Source organism: [Leptolyngbya] sp. PCC 7376 (assembly GCF_000316605.1).
Classification (GTDB): Bacteria; Cyanobacteriota; Cyanobacteriia; order Cyanobacteriales; family MRBY01; genus MRBY01.
In genome coordinates, this window is the sequence record NC_019683.1 from 190,234 (window position 1) to 209,928 (window position 19,695).

The window sequence follows — 19,695 nt, forward strand, 5'->3', positions numbered from 1 at the left end:
GGGAAATGGGTCAGAATAATGGTTCTGTTTGGCGATCGCCCAAGCGTCTCAAACGATTAATTTATCGCGACAGATTTTTAGGATTTTATGGCTATATCTCCCTCTCAATCTCCCGATGAGCATTCTTGGTCGGTGCAAGACAGCGAAAGACTCTACCAAATCCAGGGCTGGGGAGAACCTTATTTTGGGATTAATGCAGCGGGTCATGTGCAGGTTGCGCCGACGGGAGAAGCGGAGCATGGGGTTGATCTATTTGAACTCGTGGAAAAGTTGAAAAACCAAGGTATTCAATTGCCTTGTTTGTTGCGGTTTCCAGATATTTTGAGTGATCGCCTCAAGCGTTTAAATGAGTGTTTTGCGCAGGCGATCGCCCGTTATGGCTACGAAGGAGAGTACCAGGGAGTTTATCCAATTAAATGCAATCAACATCGCCCAGTAGTCGAAGCGCTATTGGAGGCGGGACAACCTTATCGCTTTGGATTAGAGGTGGGGTCAAAGCCGGAATTGATGATTGCGATCGCCATGTTAGAGCCAACATCCGATCATCAGCCCCTTTTGATTTGCAATGGTTATAAAGATCGTGACTATATTGAAACCGCTCTCCTCGCCACGCAGTTAGGACATCGCGCCCTCATCGTGATTGAGCAACCGGAAGAATTGGATTTAACGCTTTCCGCCAGTCAAGCATTAGAGATTCGTCCCGCGTTAGGCATTCGGGCAAAGTTAGCGAGCCAAGGGATTGGGCGATGGGGCAGTTCGTCTGGCGATCGCGCCAAATTTGGATTGACAGTGCCTCAGATTTTGCAAATTGTGCAGACTTTACGGGACAAAAATTCCTTAGATTGTTTGCAACTATTGCACTACCATATCGGCTCACAACTCTCATCCATTGGGGTAATAAAAGCTGCAATTCGAGAAGCATCACAGATTTATGCGGAGTTGGTTTTACTAGGGGCGAATGTCAAATATCTGGATGTGGGAGGCGGTCTAGCAGTGGATTACAGCGGCTCAAAAAATAATGTGCCAGCCTCAAAAAATTACAACATGCAGAACTATGCCAATGACATTGTGGCGACGGTAAAGGATAGTTGTGATGAAAAACAAGTACCTGCGCCAACTCTCGTCAGTGAAAGTGGCAGGGCGATCGCCTCGCACCAAAGCATTTTAATTTTTGACATCCTCAGCAGCAGCGATATCACGCCAACTTTGCCGCCCGAACCTAGCCATCGCGAACATTTAGTGATCCGTAACCTGCGGGAAACCTACGATTTCATTACACTCGAAAATTACCAAGAGACTTATCACGATGCGATGCAGTTCAAAGAAGAGGCCATTAGCTTATTTAGTCTCGGTTATCTAACTCTCGGCGATCGCGGCACTGCGGAACAATTGTATTGGTGTTGCTGCGAAAAGATTTTTCAGATTATGCAAACTGCTGTCAGCATCCCTACAGATCTGCAAGATCTTTGGCAAAACATGGCCACTATTTACTATGGCAATCTATCAATTTTTCAATCCATTCCTGATAGTTGGGCGATCAATCAACTCTTTCCAATAATGCCGATTCATCGTCTCGACAAAAGGCCTAACCGACGAGGAATTATTGCTGATTTAACTTGTGATAGTGATGGTCGTTTCAATCAATTTATTGATATTAAAACAAAACATAAAAATCTCCTTGAATTACATCCTCTAAACGACAAGCCCTATTACATCGGCTTATTTCTTATGGGTGCGTATCAAGACATCATGGGTAATTTTCACAATCTATTTGGTCGAACAAATGCTGTTCAAGTTCGCCTAACAGAGAAAGGTCACAGCATAGATTCAATGACTCAAGGAAGTACAGTTGAAAATATTTTAGAGACAGTGCAATACAAGCATCAAGAACTTTTAGAAAAAATCAAAACTCAAGTAGACTCAGCTGCGAATAGACAAAAAATCAATATCGAACAAGCGCAGTATTTAATTGATCGCTACGAAAATAATCTTAAAGGTTATACCTATTTGAATTAAGCGTACCTAAATCTCACAGAGAAATAACTTTATGCTCATCTTGAAAAGCCTCGAATTCTCGGGCTTCTTTTGTAATCATTTGACATAGTTCTTCTAAAGGTAAATCATTTTCATCTTTTCCAAAAGGGTCTTCAATTTCTTCGGCGATCGCCTCCACTCCAAACAAGACAAAAGCAACTAAAAGCGTGATTGGAATTGTGCCCCACAGCAATGTTTCCACCAAACCAAAGGGTAAAAAGAAACAATAAAGCAAAATGAATTTCCGCAGAAAAATTGTGTAGGCAAATGGCAAAGGTGTATTGAAAATACGCTCGCAGGTGGTGATGCCATTCGTGAGAGCTGCGAATTTCTCCTGAATAGAAATTTTTTCAGGAATGGACAACTGTTTTTGAGCAGAAATGTTGAGCCATTGCAAAATCAGCATAGGCGCATGGGCAGATTTTGTAATCTTCTCAAACTCCGCTATTGCCAATACTTGCTCAAATTGCTCAACCTGAAAATCTTGGCGAAGATGGGATTTCGTGGCGATCGCCAGCGCGACTAGCCAACCCATCATCACAGAACGTGGCTTGCTATTCTCTGGTTGCAACAACTCAGCTGCATGAAGTTCCCGTAGTAAATTACAGATATTCGCGATAATCTCGTCCCAAGCCTTACGTCCTTCCCAAAATCTTTCGTACGCAGTATTTGTGCGAAACACGAGCAGTAAACCCAAAATGAGATTGAGCGCCACATTCTCCATCAGATATTGGCAGAAATCCCACGGCAACTCAGGCTGGGCTTGATATAAAAAATTCACCCCAATGGCCAATGCCCCAAACACAAGAGCACGGGGCAAAACCACTCCAAAAACACTGCCCCGTAAGCTCAGCGATTTCAGTAACCATTGAAATTGACGTTCAATCATCAGTGAATCCCAAGCAATGGGTCTTAGATAAAGACTTTATCCATTTACAACATGAATTTGGGAAGGCAGGAGACGATCCATCCAAAACTCAAAGAATTCACGATTTTCTTGCTGCTTTTCGAGAGTATCGGGTCCGATGCCATTAGGGACAAGCCCCATTAAGGCTGCGCTGGTTACACAAAACATCGACTTTTGGAAAGTCTTACAGATTTTCACGCGGATATCCTGTTCACTCCGCCCTGTTTCCTTGTAATAGTCCATCAGATAATCAGGCAGGAAATGACGCATATCTTGCATCAATAATGTTGGCGGAATGCCCGAACCACCAACGGGAAGCGGATCTGCATATAGTGCACCGTAAGTAAACGTTGATTGGTCAGGGGAAATCTGTGATGCTTGGGCATTAAAGGAAATCGTGCCGGCAAAAGGAGTGCCTCTGAAAAAGATTGCTTCAACGTAGGGCACACCTGTATCCATCAAAAATGTAATCCCTGCCGATTCTGGGATGAGGTCAAATTTTTCACCTCGAATATCAACGCTATAGGTGATAGGTTTTGCGGCATCAGCAACCAAGCCTGCGAGAACATGTTGGGTGACATCGGAGGTGGTTTTAATTTCACCTGCATCATAACGATCACTCAAGGTGATGAACATATCGCTCATCACTCGCCAGAACTGTCCGAGTCCTGTGTAATAGGCCATCACACGGGTTTGCTCTAGCAAATAGTCGGGGAAGAGTTTATTTAACCCCAACATTAAGGGGTTATTTTTCCAACGCGCGGCGATCGCCTTACGAGCAGCCTCTTCAAATTCCGGCGTATCGACATAGGCATCCAGACCACCACCCCCATGCCAAAACATCGATTTCATGCAATATTCCGCATATTCATAGTTAATGCGGTCATGCCACCAAAATTGACCCAGACGACCCGGTGTCACCTTTCCGTTGAAGTATTTGAAGAAAGGAAATAAATTTAAAAACTGGTGCTCAGCAATGTAGTTCAAATTATTGGAGTAGGCATCCAAAACCACCCCATAACTCTTCAGAATTCCAACCACTTCCATCACCCGAAGATCAGAGTGAATGAGCATAGGTAAACCCTGCTCCAGTTGATGGATATATTTAGCGAGGGGATGACGGGAAGGCTCTAAAGCGGTGACCATGGCAATGTTTTCTCTAGTAAAACAAGTTTTTATAAAGGAGGAATGATGATAAAAGTTATGGTTCTATTTTAAAGAAATTTCGGTAGTGATCGGTGTTGCAACCAAAGCCGCTGTTGTCGGTGTCGCCAACGCAGCAGTATCAGCTTCACTCCAACGAATCATCCACTGAGGTTGGAGGCCAAAAACAAAGAGTAAAATCACCAAGACAACGGCAGGAGCTTGCTCTGACCAATTGACAGGATCCATCTCGGCCAATTCTGGGGTTAACCGTCCAAAGAAAACCTTATTAATCATCAGCAGGAAGTAAACCGCCGTCAAACCCGTACCAACAAGGCACAGCAGAGTGGGAATAGGATAGCTGGATAAACTGCCTCGGAAAATCAAAAATTCAGCGACAAAACCAGCCATTCCGGGTAAACCTGCGCTGGCCATCACCCCTAAAATCATTAGACTACCCGCCAGAGGTAAGCCACGTTCTGGGTTGAGAAGACCACGTAGATATTCCACATCGCGACTGCCAGTTTTCTTATAGACAATTCCCACAAGTGAGAAGAGTAAACCAGAAATCAAACCGTGGCTAATCATCTGCACTTCAGCGGCAGCAAGGCTTAGAGGGGTTGCAGCGGCAGCAGCTAACAGAATAAAGGCCATATGGGCGATCGATGAATAGGCAACAACCTTTTTCATATCTTTTTGGGCGATCGCACAGGAGGCACCATACAACGCGCTAACGGAAGCCCAGATCGCTAACCAAGGCGCATAAACAGCCCAAGCATCTGGGAATAAACCAATACCAAATCTCAAAAGACCATAAGTTCCCAGCTTTAAGAGAACACCTGCCAAAATAACTGATACAGGTGTAGATGCTTCAACGTGGGCATCAGGCAGCCATGTATGAAATGGGAAGAAGGGAATCTTGATACCAAAGCCAATAATGATTCCACCCAGCAAAATCAACTGTGTCCCAAGGGGCAGCATATTGTTCTGGAGGGCTGCGTAGGCGAAAGTATTCGACTCACTCAGGAATGTTAAACCGAGGAATGCAGCAAGCAGCAAAATGCCTGAGATAGCAGTGTAGAGCAAAAATTTAATCGCAGCATAACCTCGACGTTTTCCACCCCAAATCGCAATCATGAAGTAGAGGGGAATGATTTCAATCTCGTAGAACAGGAAGAATAACAAGACATCCTGTGCCAAAAATGCTCCATTCACACTGGCTTGCAATAACAAAAACAGAGCGTAATAGAACCGTGGACGATTAATGTCTTTGCTCGTGATCCAGATAGCAACGAAGGTCAGAAAGCTATTGAGAGCAATCAGCGGCAACGACAATCCATCAACGGCAATGTCGTAATTCAGCCCCAACCATTCCACCCATGGGAGATGCTCACTAAACTGTAATCCGGCGATCGCCACATCGTAGTTACAGACAATCCAAACAGTCCAACCGAAGACTAAAGCAGCGGTAGCTAGGGCAACCCTACGGGACAATAGGCTTTTTTCTGGTTGTGGAAGAATGACGGCGAGTAATGCCCCCACTAAAGGTAACCAAATTAAAACACTGAGCATTCTTTCCTCCAACAGTCATAAATCATAGGGATACAGTGGCGATCGCCATCAAGCTAAACGTTCCGACCAAAACTCAACAATTGTGGTCCATTGACCCGTCGTCATAAACCAAACGAGTGTTAAGCCAATACCAATCACAATCGTTAAAACATAAAACTGCGACTGACCTGAAACGTTATATTTCAGGGCGCTGCCGCCAAATAACGTTGCCAAGCCAGTGAGATTAACCACACCATCGACTATGTAACGGTCAATCCAAGACATCAGACGCGACAGCTGAGTCACTGCCCAAACCACGGTGACATCATAAAGGCGGTCAATATAAAAATCGTAGGCCAATAGATCTTGTACGAAGCGCTTGTAGAACTGTGTCGGACGGCTGAGGGAACGGTTAGGCTTGAAGAGCAAGCCCACAATCAGACCTAAGACTCCAGAGCCAATCAACAGTGGCATAGACCAAACGACAGTGGCTGGACGGTTTGCAAAATCAATACTCGACCAAGTCAATAGGAGCTGCCAACGTTGTAGCATCAAAGGCACAAGCAATGTCAAAATCGTGCACGCCACCATCGGCACAGCCATCAGCCAAATCACTTCAGGTGATCGCCGTGTTTTAGCTTGGGGTTCACCTGCAAAGACTAATTGAAAAACTCGGGTCAAATTTAAACTCGTGCAGAAATTCACACCCATCAAAACCAACAACAACCAAGATGGTGTATCCCAAAACCCATCAGCCCAACGACGCATCGTCCAGAACGTCCCAAAAGGGAACATACAAACAAGACCCATCGAACCCACAACAAACGCCGTTGTCGTCGCGGGCATCCGGGACCAGAGACCACCCATTTCCGTCATATTCTGGCCATGGGTATTGAGGATGACACCACCAATACTCATAAATAAAACAGCCTTGGCGATCGCATGGGTCAGGAGCAATAACAAGGCAATATCAACCTGATTTAAACCCACCGCGATAAACACCAAACCCATATAAGCACTCGTCGAATGAGATAAGGCTCGCTTAATATCAATCTGCGCTAGAGACACAAGGGAAGCACCCACTGCCGTAATCGTACCGACAATGATCAACGCATCAGATGTAACTGGCGTAATCGTGTAAACTGGCTCCATTTTGAGCAAGACAAAGGCTCCAGCAGAAACCACCACAGAGTTCCGTAAAATACCCGCTGGATTAGGACCTTCCATCGCCTCATCAAGCCAAAGATTCAGAGGGAACTGCGCACATTTACCAATAGGACAAGCAATTAAAGCCAAGCCCAATAAACTGCATTCCCAAGGCGTCAATGGTGGATTCGCAGCCCAAGCTTCTAACTCACTAAACGTCAAACCCGTGCCATAACTGGAGAGAGCAATCATCCCCATTAGCAGCAAAATATCGCCCACTCGTTTTGTTAAAAATGCATCCCTTGCAGCGGTAACCACCAGAGGCTGAGCATACCAAAACCCCACAAGTAGATAGGTGGAAACCGTGAGGACTTCTAATAATCCATAGGAAAACAACAATGAATCACTAATGGCTAAACCTGATAATGCCGCTTCAAAAAAGCCCATCAAGCCATAAAAACGTGCTAGTGACCAATCTTTTTCCATATAGCCCAGGGCATAAATCTGTGCCAAAAGGCACATTCCTGTGACCAATTCCAAGGCACCCAAATTAACGGGGGAAATTTCAACAACGATTGATAGACTTAAATCCGCCACATGGAGCCATTCAAGGGATAGCTGCTGTGGGGGGCTATTGAGGAGGGAGCGAAAGGCTAATGACCCATGGAGAAAACCAATAAAGGTCATCAATAAATTGATGTATGCAGCAGGACGAGGACCTGTACGGCGGATGAGGCCTAGCGACCAAGGGAGGGTCAGCAGGGAGCCGATTATTCCGTATAGCGGAACAAACCAGACAGTTTGGATCAAAAATTCAGTCATCGATTTGTGTATCTAGCACGATAGGTGGCTGAAATTGCTTATTTCTAAAAATAGAGTTTAGGCAATAGTTAGGAGTGTTTTAAGAGAGTTTAATCGATTCCCTGCCCATTCCCAAAAGGTTAGTTATTTTTGTGATTTTCTGGAAATCATTACTTTGTCAACTCTTGTAGCAATGATCGAGCGTTGTGGAAAGGTCTGGTTAGACTCGGTCTATAGGGACGGCACTTGTTTAAAATCACCGTTTCTAGTCCATCAAAGTTTCTGCGTTTGAGCTCAATGGGGAACAACGATAATGCCTGAGTTGCATGGCGTTTTGTCCAAGGTTGTAGCGATCGCCCATGGTGTATGTTGACAGACTTTTCTCGCGTAAAAATTCATTTACCTCGTTCGATTACAGGTTTTTCGTTTAAACATTGGCGTGGTGATTTATTTGGGGGATTAACGGCAGCGATTGTCGCACTGCCTCTCGCTTTAGCTTTTGGAGTTTCTTCTGGTGCTGGGGCGATCGCTGGACTATATGGCGCAGTATGTACAGGTTTTTTTGCGGCGTTATTTGGTGGTACTCCCTCCCAAATTTCTGGCCCCACAGGCCCCATGACTGTCGTGATGGCAACAGTCTTTACTGCGGTGGCTGCAAATTCAGACAATCCTGAAACTGGCGTGGCGATCGCCTTCACGATCATTATGCTCGGTGGCTTATTTCAGATTGCCCTCGGCGCCTTACGACTCGGCAAATACATCACCCTGATTCCCTACACCGTTATCTCCGGGTTTATGTCTGGCATTGGGATCATCATCATCATCATCCAAATTGCCCCATTCCTCGGCCATGCGGGGAATGCAGACATTATCCAATCCGTTCAACAAATCCCTTACAATCTCACCCATCCCGATCCTGCCGCCACAAGCTTGGGAATCCTCACTCTCCTCATTGTTTTCGTTTCCCCAGCAAAGCTCAATCGCCTTATCCCTTCACCACTTTTAGCCCTCATCGCCTGCACCATTATTTCGCTACAATTCCCCACCGAAAGCATCGCCCGCATTGGCGAGATCCCTCGTGGCTTACCCGAATTCCATCTACCTTTCTTTGACTTCAGCCAACTGAGAAGCATGTTGGGTTATGGCATTATTCTCGGCACTTTAGGTGCAATCGATTCTCTATTAACCTCTCTTGTCGCTGACAACATTACTCGCACTCAGCACGACTCAGACCAAGAGCTAATCGGGCAAGGTATCGGTAACATCTTGTCGGGCTTATGTGGAGGTTTACCTGGTGCTGGAGCAACCATGCGCACAGTGATCAATGTTCGTTCCGGTGGCGTCACTGCCCTTTCAGGAATGATTCATGCCGTTGTTCTGCTCATTGTCGTCTTTTGGGCGGCTCCCCTCACATCACCTATTCCCCATGCTGTCCTTGCAGGTATTCTCATTAAAGTTGGCATCGACATTATTGACTGGAGTTTCCTGAAGCGTGCCCACCGCCTCTCCTTGAAAGGGGCAATGTTAATGTACTGCGTCCTCGGGTTAACCGTTTTTGTAGATTTAATTACTGCCGTTGCGGTGGGTGTATTTATTGCAAATCTGCTTACCGTCAAAAACTTGACTGACCTACAGATAGAAGGCCTCGAAGCCATCACGTCCCCTGACGATTCGCCACAACTTAGTCAAAGAGAGAAAGAATTATTGCGGCGGGCACAAGGACGTATTTTCTTATTCCATCTCAGTGGCCCAATGAGTTTCGGCGCGGCAAAAGGGATTTCACAACGTATGAGCATTGTCGAACAATATGATGTTCTGATTTTAGATTTATTAGAAGTCCCATTAATGGGCGTAACTGCCACCCTTGCTGTCGAAACGATGCTCCGTGAAGCCTATGCAAAACGTCGGGAGATTTTTCTAGTCAGCGCCACAGGCCCAGTCAAAGAACGTCTAAAAAGTCTTGAGATTCTAAAGCTTTTGCCATCGCGCCACCATGTCACAAATCGGCTCGATGCCCTAGAACAGGCGATCGCCTTTATTGAGAATCACCAAAATTCAGAGCCCAAACCTCAATCTCTACACAAATGATTTGCAACAAGGTTATAGGTTTTTCTGTAGCAAAAATTGCTTAACTAAAATTCGCAATAGCCCCGTATCATTAGTTTTACTTAAGACCAATATTACGGAATATCATTAAGCTTTATGTTGTCAAACAGGCCATAGTTGCTTATGCTTTTCCTAGCTTGCCGACAATAGACTGTCTTTAAATTAGGGATTTAGAAGAATTCATTTTAAAAAGACAATCTTCGAGTCGCACCTCGTCAGAGTTGCCTCATCGGACTTAGTTGCCAGCTCATTAGATTTTTCTGAGTTTTTTACTTGGAAAATGCACACGAGTGAGTTGTCAAACTTTAGTGATTTAATATCTAAGATTTTAAGCTTGATAAGCGAGGATTTAGTTCATGCCTATTGCAGTTGGAATGATTGAGACCCGTGGTTTTCCCGCCGTTGTGGAAGCTGCCGATGCGATGGTCAAAGCCGCTCGCGTAACATTGGTTGGTTACGAGAAAATTGGTAGCGGTCGTGTAACCGTTATCGTCCGTGGTGACGTATCTGAAGTACAAGCTTCTGTCTCCGCTGGTGTCGAGAACGCAAATCGCGTCAATGGTGGTGAAGTGCTTTCCACTCACATCATTGCTCGTCCCCACGAAAACCTCGAATACGTTCTACCGATTCGCTACACCGAAGAAGTCGAACAATTCCGTACTTACTAAGCCTATCCAAACTAATCAGGTCTAGCAAATCTACATAGAAAGAGTCATTTAGACTTTCGCGCTGGTAGCCTTGACCTGAATTTTAGTCAGAAAGCAGAGCACAGAAAACAACCTTTATAAGCAAGAGGAATAAACTCAAATGTCTATCGCAGTCGGAATGGTGGAAACTCTCGGTTTCCCCGCAGTAGTAGAAGCAGCAGACGCTATGGTGAAGGCAGCTCGTGTCACCCTAGTTGGTTACGAAAAAATTGGTAGCGGTCGTGTCACTGTTATCGTTCGTGGTGACGTTTCTGAGGTGCAAGCTTCCGTCTCCGCTGGAACTGACAATGTTGGTCGTGTTAACGGTGGTCAAGTACTTTCTACACACATCATCGCGCGTCCTCACGAAAACCTCGAGTACGTTCTCCCCATCCGCTATACCGAAGCTGTTGAACAATTCCGCGAAAGCGTTAATCCCCAGCCTTTGAGAAGAGTATAGACATTTCACTTTATCCCTAGTCATTATAAATTTGTATGCAAATTGCCAAGGTTCGTGGCACTGTCGTTAGCACTTATAAAGCGGAAAGTCTCCGCGGTATCAAGTTTATCCTTGTGCAGTTTGTTAACGAGCGAGGTGAACTTCTACCAAAGTACGAAGTTGCTGGGGATTTAGTTGGTGCTGGCGTGAACGAGTGGGTACTCGTCACCCGTGGCAGCGCCGCCCGCAAAGAAGCTGGTATGGAAGATCGTCCTTTGGATGCAATGGTCGTCGGCATTATCGATACTGTTAATGTTGACAATCGCTCCCTCTACAGTAAAAAAGATGCGGATCGCCTTGGTTAGTGAGCGGGCTTTCAAATTTGGGTTTGGACGAAAAAACTATCTACATCGGCCTTTATTTGGTTTATGTAGATAGGTTCGGATGGTTTAGCAGGATAAGCAACTCTTTACATTGAGAGGAGGAATAAGTCGATGGTTGTCCGCAGGAGAGCGGCTCCCCCAACACCTTGGTCAAAGGATTTAGCAGAACCGAAAATTGATGAGAGTGCATATGTGCACTCATTTTCTAATTTGATCGGTGATGTCACGGTTGGGAAGAATGTACTCATTTCGCCTGGCACCTCAATTCGTGCCGATGAGGGTGCGCCCTTTTATATCGGTGCAGCAACCAATATCCAAGATGGTGTGGTGATCCACGGCATGGATAGGGGACGCGTTGTTGGTGCAAATGGCGAAAATTATTCTGTCTGGATCGGCGATCGCTCCTGCATCTCCCATATGGCCTTAGTCCATGGCCCAGCTTTCATAGGCAATGACTGTTTTATTGGATTCCGCTCAACTATTTTTAACGCCAGAGTCGGTGACGGTTGCGTCGTCATGATGCATGCCCTTATCCAAGATGTCGAGATTCCGCCCGGAAAATATATACCTTCTGGTGCAGTAATCACGAATCAACAACAAGTTGAGCGACTTTCTGACGTAACTGATGCCGACCTAGCCTTTACCCAACACATTGTTGAGGTAAATGGAGCATTCTCTGAAGGCTATCAAGGTGTCCAAAATAACGCTTGTACTACTTCATTCCGTGGTCAAGCAGATGAGAAATCATCCTCCTCTCAAAGCAATAACGGTATTCGCGAAAATCAATCGGTGGAAAAAATGAGTTTAAACGGAGACATTCTGTCGCAGGTTCGAGGCTTAGTCGCCCAGGGCTGTACCTTTACCGCAGAGCACGCTAACACGCGACGCTTTAAAACAAAATCTTGGCTCAGTGCAGGATTTGTGGAAGGACGTAGTGCAGATCAAATTTTGGCAAATCTTAATAACGTAATGGCTGAATATGCTGGTGAGTATGTTCAGCTTATTGCTGTTGACGGCAATACGAAAAAACGTGCCGCTGAGATCATTGCCCAACGACCTGGGGACCAGGCACCGGTTTCCGGCCAGTCTTTCTCTTCAGCTTCAGTGACTTCATCTACTACTGGTGTTTCAGCACAAGGCGTTGATGGTGATGTCAGCACACAAATTCGTTCCTTGTTATCCCAAGGCTGCAGCTTCACAGCGGAACATGCCAATACACGTCGCTTCAAAACGAAGTCTTGGCTCAGTGGAGGATTTGTTGAAGGTCGCAGTGCAGAACAAATAATCGGCAATCTCAACAGCATCATGTCGGAATTTCCCAATGAGTATGTGCAACTCATCGCGGTTGACCCCAACACAAGAAAACGTGCAGCGGAGGTAATTGTTCAGCGCCCAGGTCAAGCAACTCAATTGAGTGCTGGCAGTGGTTCTTCAACTAGTTACCGAGCTTCTACATCCAACGCCGTCACAGTCAGTGGTGGAGATGTCCCAACTCAGGTTCGTTCCCTTGCATCTCAAGGTTGCAGCTTTACAGCTGAGCACGCGAATACACGTCGTTTCAAAACGAAGTCTTGGCTCAGCGGGGGCTTTGTTGAAGGCCGTAGCGCAGAACAAATTCTTGCAAACATTAACCGTGTTGCAGCAGAGTACCCTGGTGAGTATGTACAGTTGATTGCGGTTGACCCTAACACTAGAAAACGCGCAGCAGAAATTATTGTGCAGCGTCCTGGTGGCAACGCACCTGCTCAAAGTAGTGGCAATGGCTTTACGGCTTCTTCTAACTCTTCAAACTCCTATAGTATTTCCAGCAGTAGCAATGGGAATGGTGGTAGTAGCGCTTCCTTGAGCAGCGATGTTGTCAGCAAAGTACGTTCTCTTCTAAATCAAGGCTATAAAATTGCGACGGAGCATGCAGATAAGCGTCGTTTCCGTACAAAGTCTTGGAAGAGCTGCGGCACTATTGATACTCAGCAAGAATCGGAAGTTTTGCGCCGCCTTGAAGGTTGCCTCCAAGATCATGCTGGTGAGTATGTCCAGTTGATTGGGGTTGATACGGCAGCGAGACGTCGTATTCTCGAAACGATTATTCAAAGACCTTAGATCAGTAGGGTTTAGATGGAGAGATATCTGATATCTCTCCTTGCTTTTTTGGTTTTTCTGTGGTCGATTTGATCACAAGTTGGGGATAGTTGTGACTTCTGGAGCGGTTTTCAATTCCGATATTCATATTAGTGGCGATGTCAGAATCGATGACCATGCTGTTATTGCACCGGGTGTAATCATTCTGGCTGCTCCTGACTGTTCTGTGGCGATCGCCGCAGGAGTTTGTTTGGGAATGGGCTGCATTTTACAAGCTCACCAAGGCAACATCGAAATTCACCAAGGCGCAATGCTTGGTGCAGGTGTTCTTATTGTTGGCGATGCCGTAGTCGGAGAAAATGCTTGCGTTGGTTATGGCAGTACTATTTTTCGAGCGTCAGTTTTAGGTGGCACAGTTATACAACCAAATAGTTTAATTGGTGACACTTCTCGTAAAGTCAACACAAAACCAGTCACTCAATCTCCAAAAAGTTCACCCTCTACTCCATCAGCTGAAACAGATCCTTGGGGTGCAGAAGTCAATCAAGTTTCTAAATCACCAACCACAATTTCATCTGGCCATAAGGAATCCATTTCCTCACCAGATGAAACAGATTCTATTACGCCAGAAATCACAGAAGTTTCGCCAGAATCAAGACCAGACAAACAACAAGACTTGCCGAAAGAACCTGTAGTTGGGCAAGTTTATATTAATCAATTATTAATGACGCTTTTTCCACACAACACACCAATTAAACCGCCAGAACCACCATCTTCTTAGCGTCATTCTTTGTATTGAGAATCAATACGCTATTTAAAGTTGATTATCATGAATGTTTAAAAAGATGTTGTTTCTTGTCTAAATGCCTTGTCTGACTACGCTTCACAGACTTCAGACAAGATTTTGGCAGCAATTTTCTTGCTATAGATTATTTAAGTTCATTTTCCTAAAACCTAGGGAGATGGACTTTTTTCATCTGTCTATTACTCGTATTTGGTCATTTTTTGACAGCATTAGAAATGCTAATCAGCTTCAGAATCAAAAGCAATCTTTTTTTGCTCAAAAAAAAATAAAATAAGCCTGACCTGTGATAACATAAGCCACAGATTAAAGAAAGTCATAAGACTTAAATCTTTGAAGTTTATTTTTGTGTCTATTGTCACTAAGAATTTCAGGATTTCAGAGCAACAATACTTAGAGTATTTGTTTGTTTAAAGATAAGCATTTTTACTGCTGGAGGAAAACCGCATGGTTCAGACCAAATCTGCTGGGTTTAAGGCTGGTGTACAAGACTATCGTCTAACTTATTACACGCCTGATTACACACCCAAAGACACTGATTTACTCGCTTGTTTCCGGATGACTCCCCAAGCTGGAGTTCCCGCTGAAGAGTGTGCTGCAGCTGTTGCAGCTGAGTCTTCTACCGGTACTTGGACAACTGTATGGACTGATGGTCTTACTGACCTCGATCGCTACAAGGGTCGTTGTTACCATGTTGAGCCTGTTGCTGGCGAAGACAATCAGTACTTCTGTTTCGTGGCTTACCCTCTCGACTTGTTTGAAGAAGGTTCGATCACAAACGTTTTGACCTCTTTGGTTGGTAACGTTTTCGGTTTTAAAGCGCTTCGTGCACTTCGCCTCGAAGATATCCGTTTCCCCGTTGCATTCATTAAGACATGCCCCGGTAACCCCCACGGTATTACTGTAGAGCGTGACCTTCTCAACAAGTATGGTCGTCCTCTTCTCGGTTGTACTATTAAGCCTAAGCTCGGTCTTTCTGCAAAGAACTACGGTCGTGCAGTTTATGAGTGCCTCCGTGGTGGTCTTGACTTCACTAAGGATGATGAGAACATTAACTCTCAGCCTTTCATGCGTTGGCGTGATCGCTTCCTCTTTGTTCAAGAAGCGATTGAGAAAGCACAAGCTGAAACTAATGAAGTTAAGGGTCACTACCTCAACGTAACTGCCGCTACTTGCGAAGAAATGATTGAGCGTGCTGAGTTTGCAAAAGAAATCGGTACTCCGATTGTCATGCACGACTTCATCACTGGTGGTTTCACTGCAAACACTAGTCTTTCTAAGTGGTGTCGTAAGAATGGTCTTCTCCTTCACATTCACCGTGCAATGCACGCTGTAATTGACCGTCAGAAGAACCATGGTATTCACTTCCGCGTTCTTGCGAAGTGTCTCCGTCTTTCTGGTGGTGACCACCTACACTCCGGTACTGTCGTAGGTAAGCTTGAAGGCGATCGCCAAGGTACTCTTGGTTTCGTTGACCTCATGCGTGAAGACTACGTGGAAGAAGATCGTTCACGCGGTGTATTCTTCACACAAGATTGGGCGTCCGCACCTGGTACTATGCCTGTTGCTTCCGGTGGTATCCACGTATGGCACATGCCTGCACTCGTTGACATCTTCGGCGATGATTCTTGCCTCCAGTTTGGTGGTGGTACTTTGGGTCACCCTTGGGGGAATGCTCCTGGTGCAACTGCAAACCGTGTTGCGCTTGAAGCTTGTGTTCAAGCTCGTAACGAAGGTCGTAGCTTGGCTCGCGAAGGTAATGATGTCCTCCGTGAAGCAGGTAAGTGGTCTCCTGAATTGGCTGCTGCTCTTAACCTGTGGAAAGAAATCAAGTTCGAATTCGACACAGTCGACACTCTCTAAGCTTCTGATGAGCATCAGTGAACTGAATTTTTTGTCACAATTAAATTCTGGTTCACTGGTGGCTAGCTCTCATGGAGTTTAAAGATATTGCCAAAGAAACGGCGAAGACTTTACGTAATTATTTGACTTATCAAGCTGTGCGCTTAATTAGTCAGCAATTAGGTGAAACTAATCCGGGACAGGCAATTTGGTTAGGAAATTTTTCGAAGACCCATTCCGTGCAGGATAGTGATCGCTACCTTGAGGCAATGATGTCTGAGAACAAGGAAATTGTCCTGAGGATTCTGACCGTTAGGGAGGATTTAGCAGGCGAAGTTCTTGAATTTCTACCAGAAATGGTACTAACTCAAATTAAACAGTCCAATGCGGATCATCGTCGTTCTCTTTTAGAGCGTTTAACTCGGGTTGATTTATCGTCAACCGATCCGGCTTCAACAGATGTTGAGCCAGATGTTTCAGAAGACTCTGAATAATTTTTGACCCTAAAGAGGACATTACTAATAATGAAGACTTTACCTAAGGAAAAGCGTTACGAAACTCTTTCGTATCTTCCCCCTCTCAGTGACCAGCAGATTTCTCGCCAAGTTCAATGGATGATTGACCAAGGCTTTATTCCTGGTGTTGAGTTTGAAAAGGATCCTGCTCCCGATCTCCACCACTGGACACTTTGGAAGCTTCCTCTTTTCAGCGCAACTAGTGCTCAAGACGTTCTCAATGAAGTACGTGAGTGCCGCAGCGAGTACTCTGATTGCTACATCCGTGTTGTTGGTTTCGACAACATCAAGCAGTGTCAGACTGTAAGCTTCATCGTTTACAAGCCTAACCAGACTCGTTACTAAATTTCTCTGGCTTCAATAAGCCGATTTAGTTTGAATCATGCAGAATGCGATCGCCGATAGTGGTGGTCGCATTTTTTTGTTGCGTGAGAACAATATATTCAGATCCCTAGCTTGTATAGGCTTAGACTGAGATTAGATCGTCAACGAGATGCTAAAAGTCGAGGATCTTTCTTTTTTTGTGGGCTTATGCAAGTTATTCTTTGTCACCAAACTGTCGATTTTGATGCACTAGGTGCGGCGGTGGGTTTAGCTTGTCTGCGAGTGGGGGCAAGGGTTGTGTTAACTGGTGGTGCTCATCCAGGAGTGAAACGTTTTCTGGCACTCTACCGGGGAGAATTTCCGTTGCTCGAAATGCGGAGTGTACATCCGGAACAACTACGAACAATTATGGTGGTGGACAACCAGCAGCGCCAACGCTTAGGGAAAGCCACAAATTGGTTTGAAGAACCACAGGTCAAGCAAATTGAAATTTATGATCACCATATGGATCAAGAGCGGGATATTCCAGCGACCTATGTGGAAATCGAAAATGTTGGGTCGACAACGACATTAATTACTGAAAAGCTTCAGGCACGAGGGATAGAGCTAGATCCTTATACAGCAACAGTAATGGCACTAGGGATTCATGTCGATACGGGCTCACTCACGTTTGATCAAACGACAGTGCGAGATGCTCAGGCGCTGACTTGGTTGATGGGGCAAGGAGCTGTGGTGAAAATTATTGCGGATTATGTGGAACCCAGTTTTTCACCGCAAGTACAATCGCTATTTGCTGAGGCTATGGGGTCATTAGAGCGAGAAACTGTGCGAGGATATCAGGTCGCTCAGGTATTGTTGCGATCGCCTACTTTTGTGCCGGGTTTATCGAGTATGGCGGAGCGGATGATGCAGATGACCGATTTGGATGGATTATTGGTCGGACATTTTTATCACCAAACTGAATCAGAAGGAAAGCTAGTTATTATTGGGCGATCGCGAATTATAGGGACAAACTTAAATCAATTATTTGAACCCTATGGCGGCGGTGGTCATGATCAAGCATCGGCATTAAGTATGCGGGTCGATACGCCAGAATCAACCCTTAAAACAATCTACGAGAAATTTACTCAACAAATCCCACAGGCTATAACAGCAAGGGATTTGATGACCGCTCCAGTGCGTACAATTTTGCCCGCAACATCTATCGGAGAAGCGCAGCGAGTGTTATTTCGGTATGGGCATTCGGGTTTGGTTGTCGTCGATGATGCGGAGAAATTGGTGGGGGTAATCTCGCGACGAGATTTGGATTTGGCGTTGCATCATGGGTTTCAACACGCGCCAGTGAAAGGCTACATGAGTCGCAAGGTGCGAACCATTTCGCCAGCGACAACGCTACGTGATATCGAAAAACTTATGGTCAATTTCGATGTGGGGCGCTTACCTGTGGTGGATGGCGATCGCCTCGTGGGGATTGTGACGCGCACTGATATTTTGCGGCAACATCATCAGGAACAGCGTGGGGATTTATTGCTGAACTCTCAGGAGAAAACGGCGCAACCTTTAACGGCAATGTTGGCGGAGAAATTGGACGCTTCGCTCTGGGATTTGCTTCAGTCGGTGGCGATCGCCGCCCAAAAACGAGGCTGGCATTTATATCTTGTCGGCGGTGGCGTACGGGATTTGCTGTTGGCAGAAAAAGCATCAGAATTGCTGTTGCAAGATATTGATTTGGTGGTGGATGGCTTCCACGCAGCGGCAGATGTGGGAGCCGGTGTGGAGTTGGCGAGTTTCATTAAAGAACTTTATCCAGAGGCAAAAGTTGCCGTGCATGGCGAGTTTCAAACAGCAGCAATTGTCTGGCATCAGGATCCGATCTTAGGTGCCCTTTGTATGGATATCGCGACGGCACGGACAGAATTTTATCCCTATCCCGCAGCGAATCCTGAGGTGGAAGCTAGTTCAATTCGGCAGGATTTATATCGGCGGGATTTCACGATTAATGCGTTGTGTTTGCGCTTAACGGAACCACGGGCGGGAGATTTATTAGATTTCTTCGGTGGGCTAATAGATCTCAAAAAGCATCAAATTCGGGTGCTCCATGCTAATAGTTTCATTGAAGATCCAACACGGATTTATCGAGCGGTGCGATTTGCGGTACGACTAAACTTTGCCCTCGAATCTCAAACAGAAGAGTATATTCAGTATGCGATCGCCTCGGGGATTTATGAAAGATTGCACCACGAAAAACCCCAAGCTCCTGCTTTAACCACACGACTTCGCGCCGAACTGAAATATTTACTAACGGCAAATTATTGGAAGCCAGCGTTACAATTGCTCGATTCTTTGGGAGCCTTACAATGTATTCACAAAAACTTGGCCTTAACTGCTGATGTGTGGTGGCAAGTGCGTTGTGTCGATCGATGGTTACGGCATCAGGATTCAGATAAAACCCTCGAACATTGGCGGATGCGCTTGGAGAGTTTACTGATTAATTTACCGACTTCTGCACGGCTCGAAGTGGGCGATCGCCTGCAATTGCCAAAAGACAGTCTCCAGCGCCTTGCAGAATTCACTCAACATCAAGAAAACATCTTGCCAAAATTAGCGGTGACTACAAACCTGAGTGGCAAAGTGTTTGCACTAAAAGGGTTACAACTACCAGACATTATCTTGTTAGCGGCGATCGCTCCGAAAAAAATCCGCCATGATTTGTGGTGTTATCTACGGCAATGGCAATTTATGAAAGCGCCTCTCGATGGTTCTGATCTGAAAGAATTAGGCTACAAACCAAGCCCACAGTTTCGGATTATTTTGCAAGATTTACTTCAAAAAACCCTAGATGGCGAAATTGGCGATCGCTCCTCTGCCCTAAGTTATTTAGAACAACATTATCCACTCGAACCCTCATCATAAAAAATCCCATCTCAGATAAATATG

At 45.5% G+C, this 19,695-nt stretch carries 15 protein-coding genes; 11 read left to right on the top strand and 4 right to left on the bottom strand.

Annotation, left to right across the window (positions count from 1 at the left end):
• Nucleotides 1-87: 87 nt before the first annotated feature.
• The gene (gene speA / locus LEPTO7376_RS00835; RefSeq protein WP_015132399.1) at nt 88-2,016 is read left to right on the top strand and encodes a biosynthetic arginine decarboxylase; all 1,929 of its coding nucleotides are present in this window, start codon (nt 88-90) and stop codon (nt 2,014-2,016) included.
• A gap of 13 nt (nt 2,017-2,029) precedes the next feature.
• Here speA and LEPTO7376_RS00840 read toward each other — a convergent pair whose 3' ends face one another.
• From LEPTO7376_RS00840 to LEPTO7376_RS00855, 4 genes are all read right to left on the bottom strand, one after another.
• Nucleotides 2,030-2,923, bottom strand: coding sequence for a bestrophin family protein (locus LEPTO7376_RS00840; RefSeq protein WP_015132400.1), 894 nt, complete (start codon nt 2,921-2,923; stop codon nt 2,030-2,032).
• A gap of 36 nt (nt 2,924-2,959) precedes the next feature.
• Nucleotides 2,960-4,087 (bottom strand): CO2 hydration protein, encoded by a 1,128-nt coding sequence (locus tag LEPTO7376_RS00845; RefSeq protein ID WP_015132401.1) that lies wholly within the window; start codon nt 4,085-4,087, stop codon nt 2,960-2,962.
• 63 nt (nt 4,088-4,150) lie between these two features.
• The gene (locus LEPTO7376_RS00850; protein WP_015132402.1) at nt 4,151-5,656 is read right to left on the bottom strand and encodes an NADH-quinone oxidoreductase subunit M; all 1,506 of its coding nucleotides are present in this window, start codon (nt 5,654-5,656) and stop codon (nt 4,151-4,153) included.
• 48 nt (nt 5,657-5,704) lie between these two features.
• Nucleotides 5,705-7,603 (bottom strand): NAD(P)H-quinone oxidoreductase subunit F, encoded by a 1,899-nt coding sequence (locus LEPTO7376_RS00855; RefSeq protein ID WP_015132403.1) that lies wholly within the window; start codon nt 7,601-7,603, stop codon nt 5,705-5,707.
• Nucleotides 7,604-7,948: 345 nt separating this feature from the next.
• Between LEPTO7376_RS00855 and LEPTO7376_RS00860 the strand changes: the two genes are divergently transcribed.
• The 10 genes from LEPTO7376_RS00860 to LEPTO7376_RS00905 all read left to right on the top strand — a co-directional run bounded on the left by LEPTO7376_RS00860 (nt 7,949) and on the right by LEPTO7376_RS00905 (nt 19,671).
• Nucleotides 7,949-9,670 carry a SulP family inorganic anion transporter gene (locus tag LEPTO7376_RS00860; RefSeq protein ID WP_015132404.1) on the top strand — a complete coding sequence of 574 codons (1,722 nt, stop codon included), beginning with the start codon at nt 7,949-7,951 and terminating at the stop codon, nt 9,668-9,670.
• A 374-nt stretch (nt 9,671-10,044) separates the two neighbouring features.
• Nucleotides 10,045-10,356 carry a carbon dioxide-concentrating mechanism protein CcmK gene (locus tag LEPTO7376_RS00865; protein ID WP_015132405.1) on the top strand — a complete coding sequence of 104 codons (312 nt, stop codon included), beginning with the start codon at nt 10,045-10,047 and terminating at the stop codon, nt 10,354-10,356.
• 139 nt (nt 10,357-10,495) lie between these two features.
• Nucleotides 10,496-10,834, top strand: a complete 339-nt coding sequence (locus LEPTO7376_RS00870; RefSeq protein WP_015132406.1) for a carbon dioxide-concentrating mechanism protein CcmK — start codon at nt 10,496-10,498, stop codon at nt 10,832-10,834.
• Nucleotides 10,835-10,869: 35 nt separating this feature from the next.
• A complete protein-coding gene (locus tag LEPTO7376_RS00875; RefSeq protein ID WP_015132407.1) occupies nt 10,870-11,178 on the top strand; it encodes a EutN/CcmL family microcompartment protein in 309 nt (102 codons plus the stop codon).
• Between the two features lie 129 nt (nt 11,179-11,307).
• Entirely contained in the window at nt 11,308-13,296 is a 1,989-nt protein-coding gene (locus LEPTO7376_RS00880) for a ribulose bisphosphate carboxylase small subunit (protein WP_015132408.1), read from the top strand.
• 91 nt (nt 13,297-13,387) lie between these two features.
• A complete protein-coding gene (locus LEPTO7376_RS00885; RefSeq protein ID WP_015132409.1) occupies nt 13,388-14,056 on the top strand; it encodes a transferase hexapeptide repeat containing protein in 669 nt (222 codons plus the stop codon).
• A 468-nt stretch (nt 14,057-14,524) separates the two neighbouring features.
• Nucleotides 14,525-15,940 (top strand): form I ribulose bisphosphate carboxylase large subunit, encoded by a 1,416-nt coding sequence (locus LEPTO7376_RS00890; RefSeq protein WP_015132410.1) that lies wholly within the window; start codon nt 14,525-14,527, stop codon nt 15,938-15,940.
• 71 nt (nt 15,941-16,011) lie between these two features.
• Complete coding sequence (locus tag LEPTO7376_RS00895; RefSeq protein WP_015132411.1) at nt 16,012-16,413, top strand: chaperonin family protein RbcX; 402 nt, start codon at nt 16,012-16,014, stop codon at nt 16,411-16,413.
• Between the two features lie 30 nt (nt 16,414-16,443).
• Nucleotides 16,444-16,779, top strand: coding sequence for a ribulose bisphosphate carboxylase small subunit (locus LEPTO7376_RS00900; RefSeq protein ID WP_015132412.1), 336 nt, complete (start codon nt 16,444-16,446; stop codon nt 16,777-16,779).
• A gap of 186 nt (nt 16,780-16,965) precedes the next feature.
• The gene (locus LEPTO7376_RS00905; RefSeq protein WP_015132413.1) at nt 16,966-19,671 is read left to right on the top strand and encodes a CBS domain-containing protein; all 2,706 of its coding nucleotides are present in this window, start codon (nt 16,966-16,968) and stop codon (nt 19,669-19,671) included.
• The last annotated feature ends 24 nt before the right edge of the window (nt 19,672-19,695 follow it).

What these genes read in the sequence shown, in the direction of transcription:
- speA (WP_015132399.1), top strand. Translation starts at nt 88, where the DNA reads ATGGCTATATCTCCCTCTCAATCTCCCGATGAGCATTCTTGGTCGGTG.
- LEPTO7376_RS00840 (WP_015132400.1), bottom strand. Translation starts at nt 2,923, where the DNA reads ATGATTGAACGTCAATTTCAATGGTTACTGAAATCGCTGAGCTTACGG.
- LEPTO7376_RS00845 (WP_015132401.1), bottom strand. Translation starts at nt 4,087, where the DNA reads ATGGTCACCGCTTTAGAGCCTTCCCGTCATCCCCTCGCTAAATATATC.
- LEPTO7376_RS00850 (WP_015132402.1), bottom strand. Translation starts at nt 5,656, where the DNA reads ATGCTCAGTGTTTTAATTTGGTTACCTTTAGTGGGGGCATTACTCGCC.
- LEPTO7376_RS00855 (WP_015132403.1), bottom strand. Translation starts at nt 7,603, where the DNA reads ATGACTGAATTTTTGATCCAAACTGTCTGGTTTGTTCCGCTATACGGA.
- LEPTO7376_RS00860 (WP_015132404.1), top strand. Translation starts at nt 7,949, where the DNA reads ATGTTGACAGACTTTTCTCGCGTAAAAATTCATTTACCTCGTTCGATT.
- LEPTO7376_RS00865 (WP_015132405.1), top strand. Translation starts at nt 10,045, where the DNA reads ATGCCTATTGCAGTTGGAATGATTGAGACCCGTGGTTTTCCCGCCGTT.
- LEPTO7376_RS00870 (WP_015132406.1), top strand. Translation starts at nt 10,496, where the DNA reads ATGTCTATCGCAGTCGGAATGGTGGAAACTCTCGGTTTCCCCGCAGTA.
- LEPTO7376_RS00875 (WP_015132407.1), top strand. Translation starts at nt 10,870, where the DNA reads ATGCAAATTGCCAAGGTTCGTGGCACTGTCGTTAGCACTTATAAAGCG.
- LEPTO7376_RS00880 (WP_015132408.1), top strand. Translation starts at nt 11,308, where the DNA reads ATGGTTGTCCGCAGGAGAGCGGCTCCCCCAACACCTTGGTCAAAGGAT.
- LEPTO7376_RS00890 (WP_015132410.1), top strand. Translation starts at nt 14,525, where the DNA reads ATGGTTCAGACCAAATCTGCTGGGTTTAAGGCTGGTGTACAAGACTAT.
- LEPTO7376_RS00895 (WP_015132411.1), top strand. Translation starts at nt 16,012, where the DNA reads ATGGAGTTTAAAGATATTGCCAAAGAAACGGCGAAGACTTTACGTAAT.
- LEPTO7376_RS00900 (WP_015132412.1), top strand. Translation starts at nt 16,444, where the DNA reads ATGAAGACTTTACCTAAGGAAAAGCGTTACGAAACTCTTTCGTATCTT.
- LEPTO7376_RS00905 (WP_015132413.1), top strand. Translation starts at nt 16,966, where the DNA reads ATGCAAGTTATTCTTTGTCACCAAACTGTCGATTTTGATGCACTAGGT.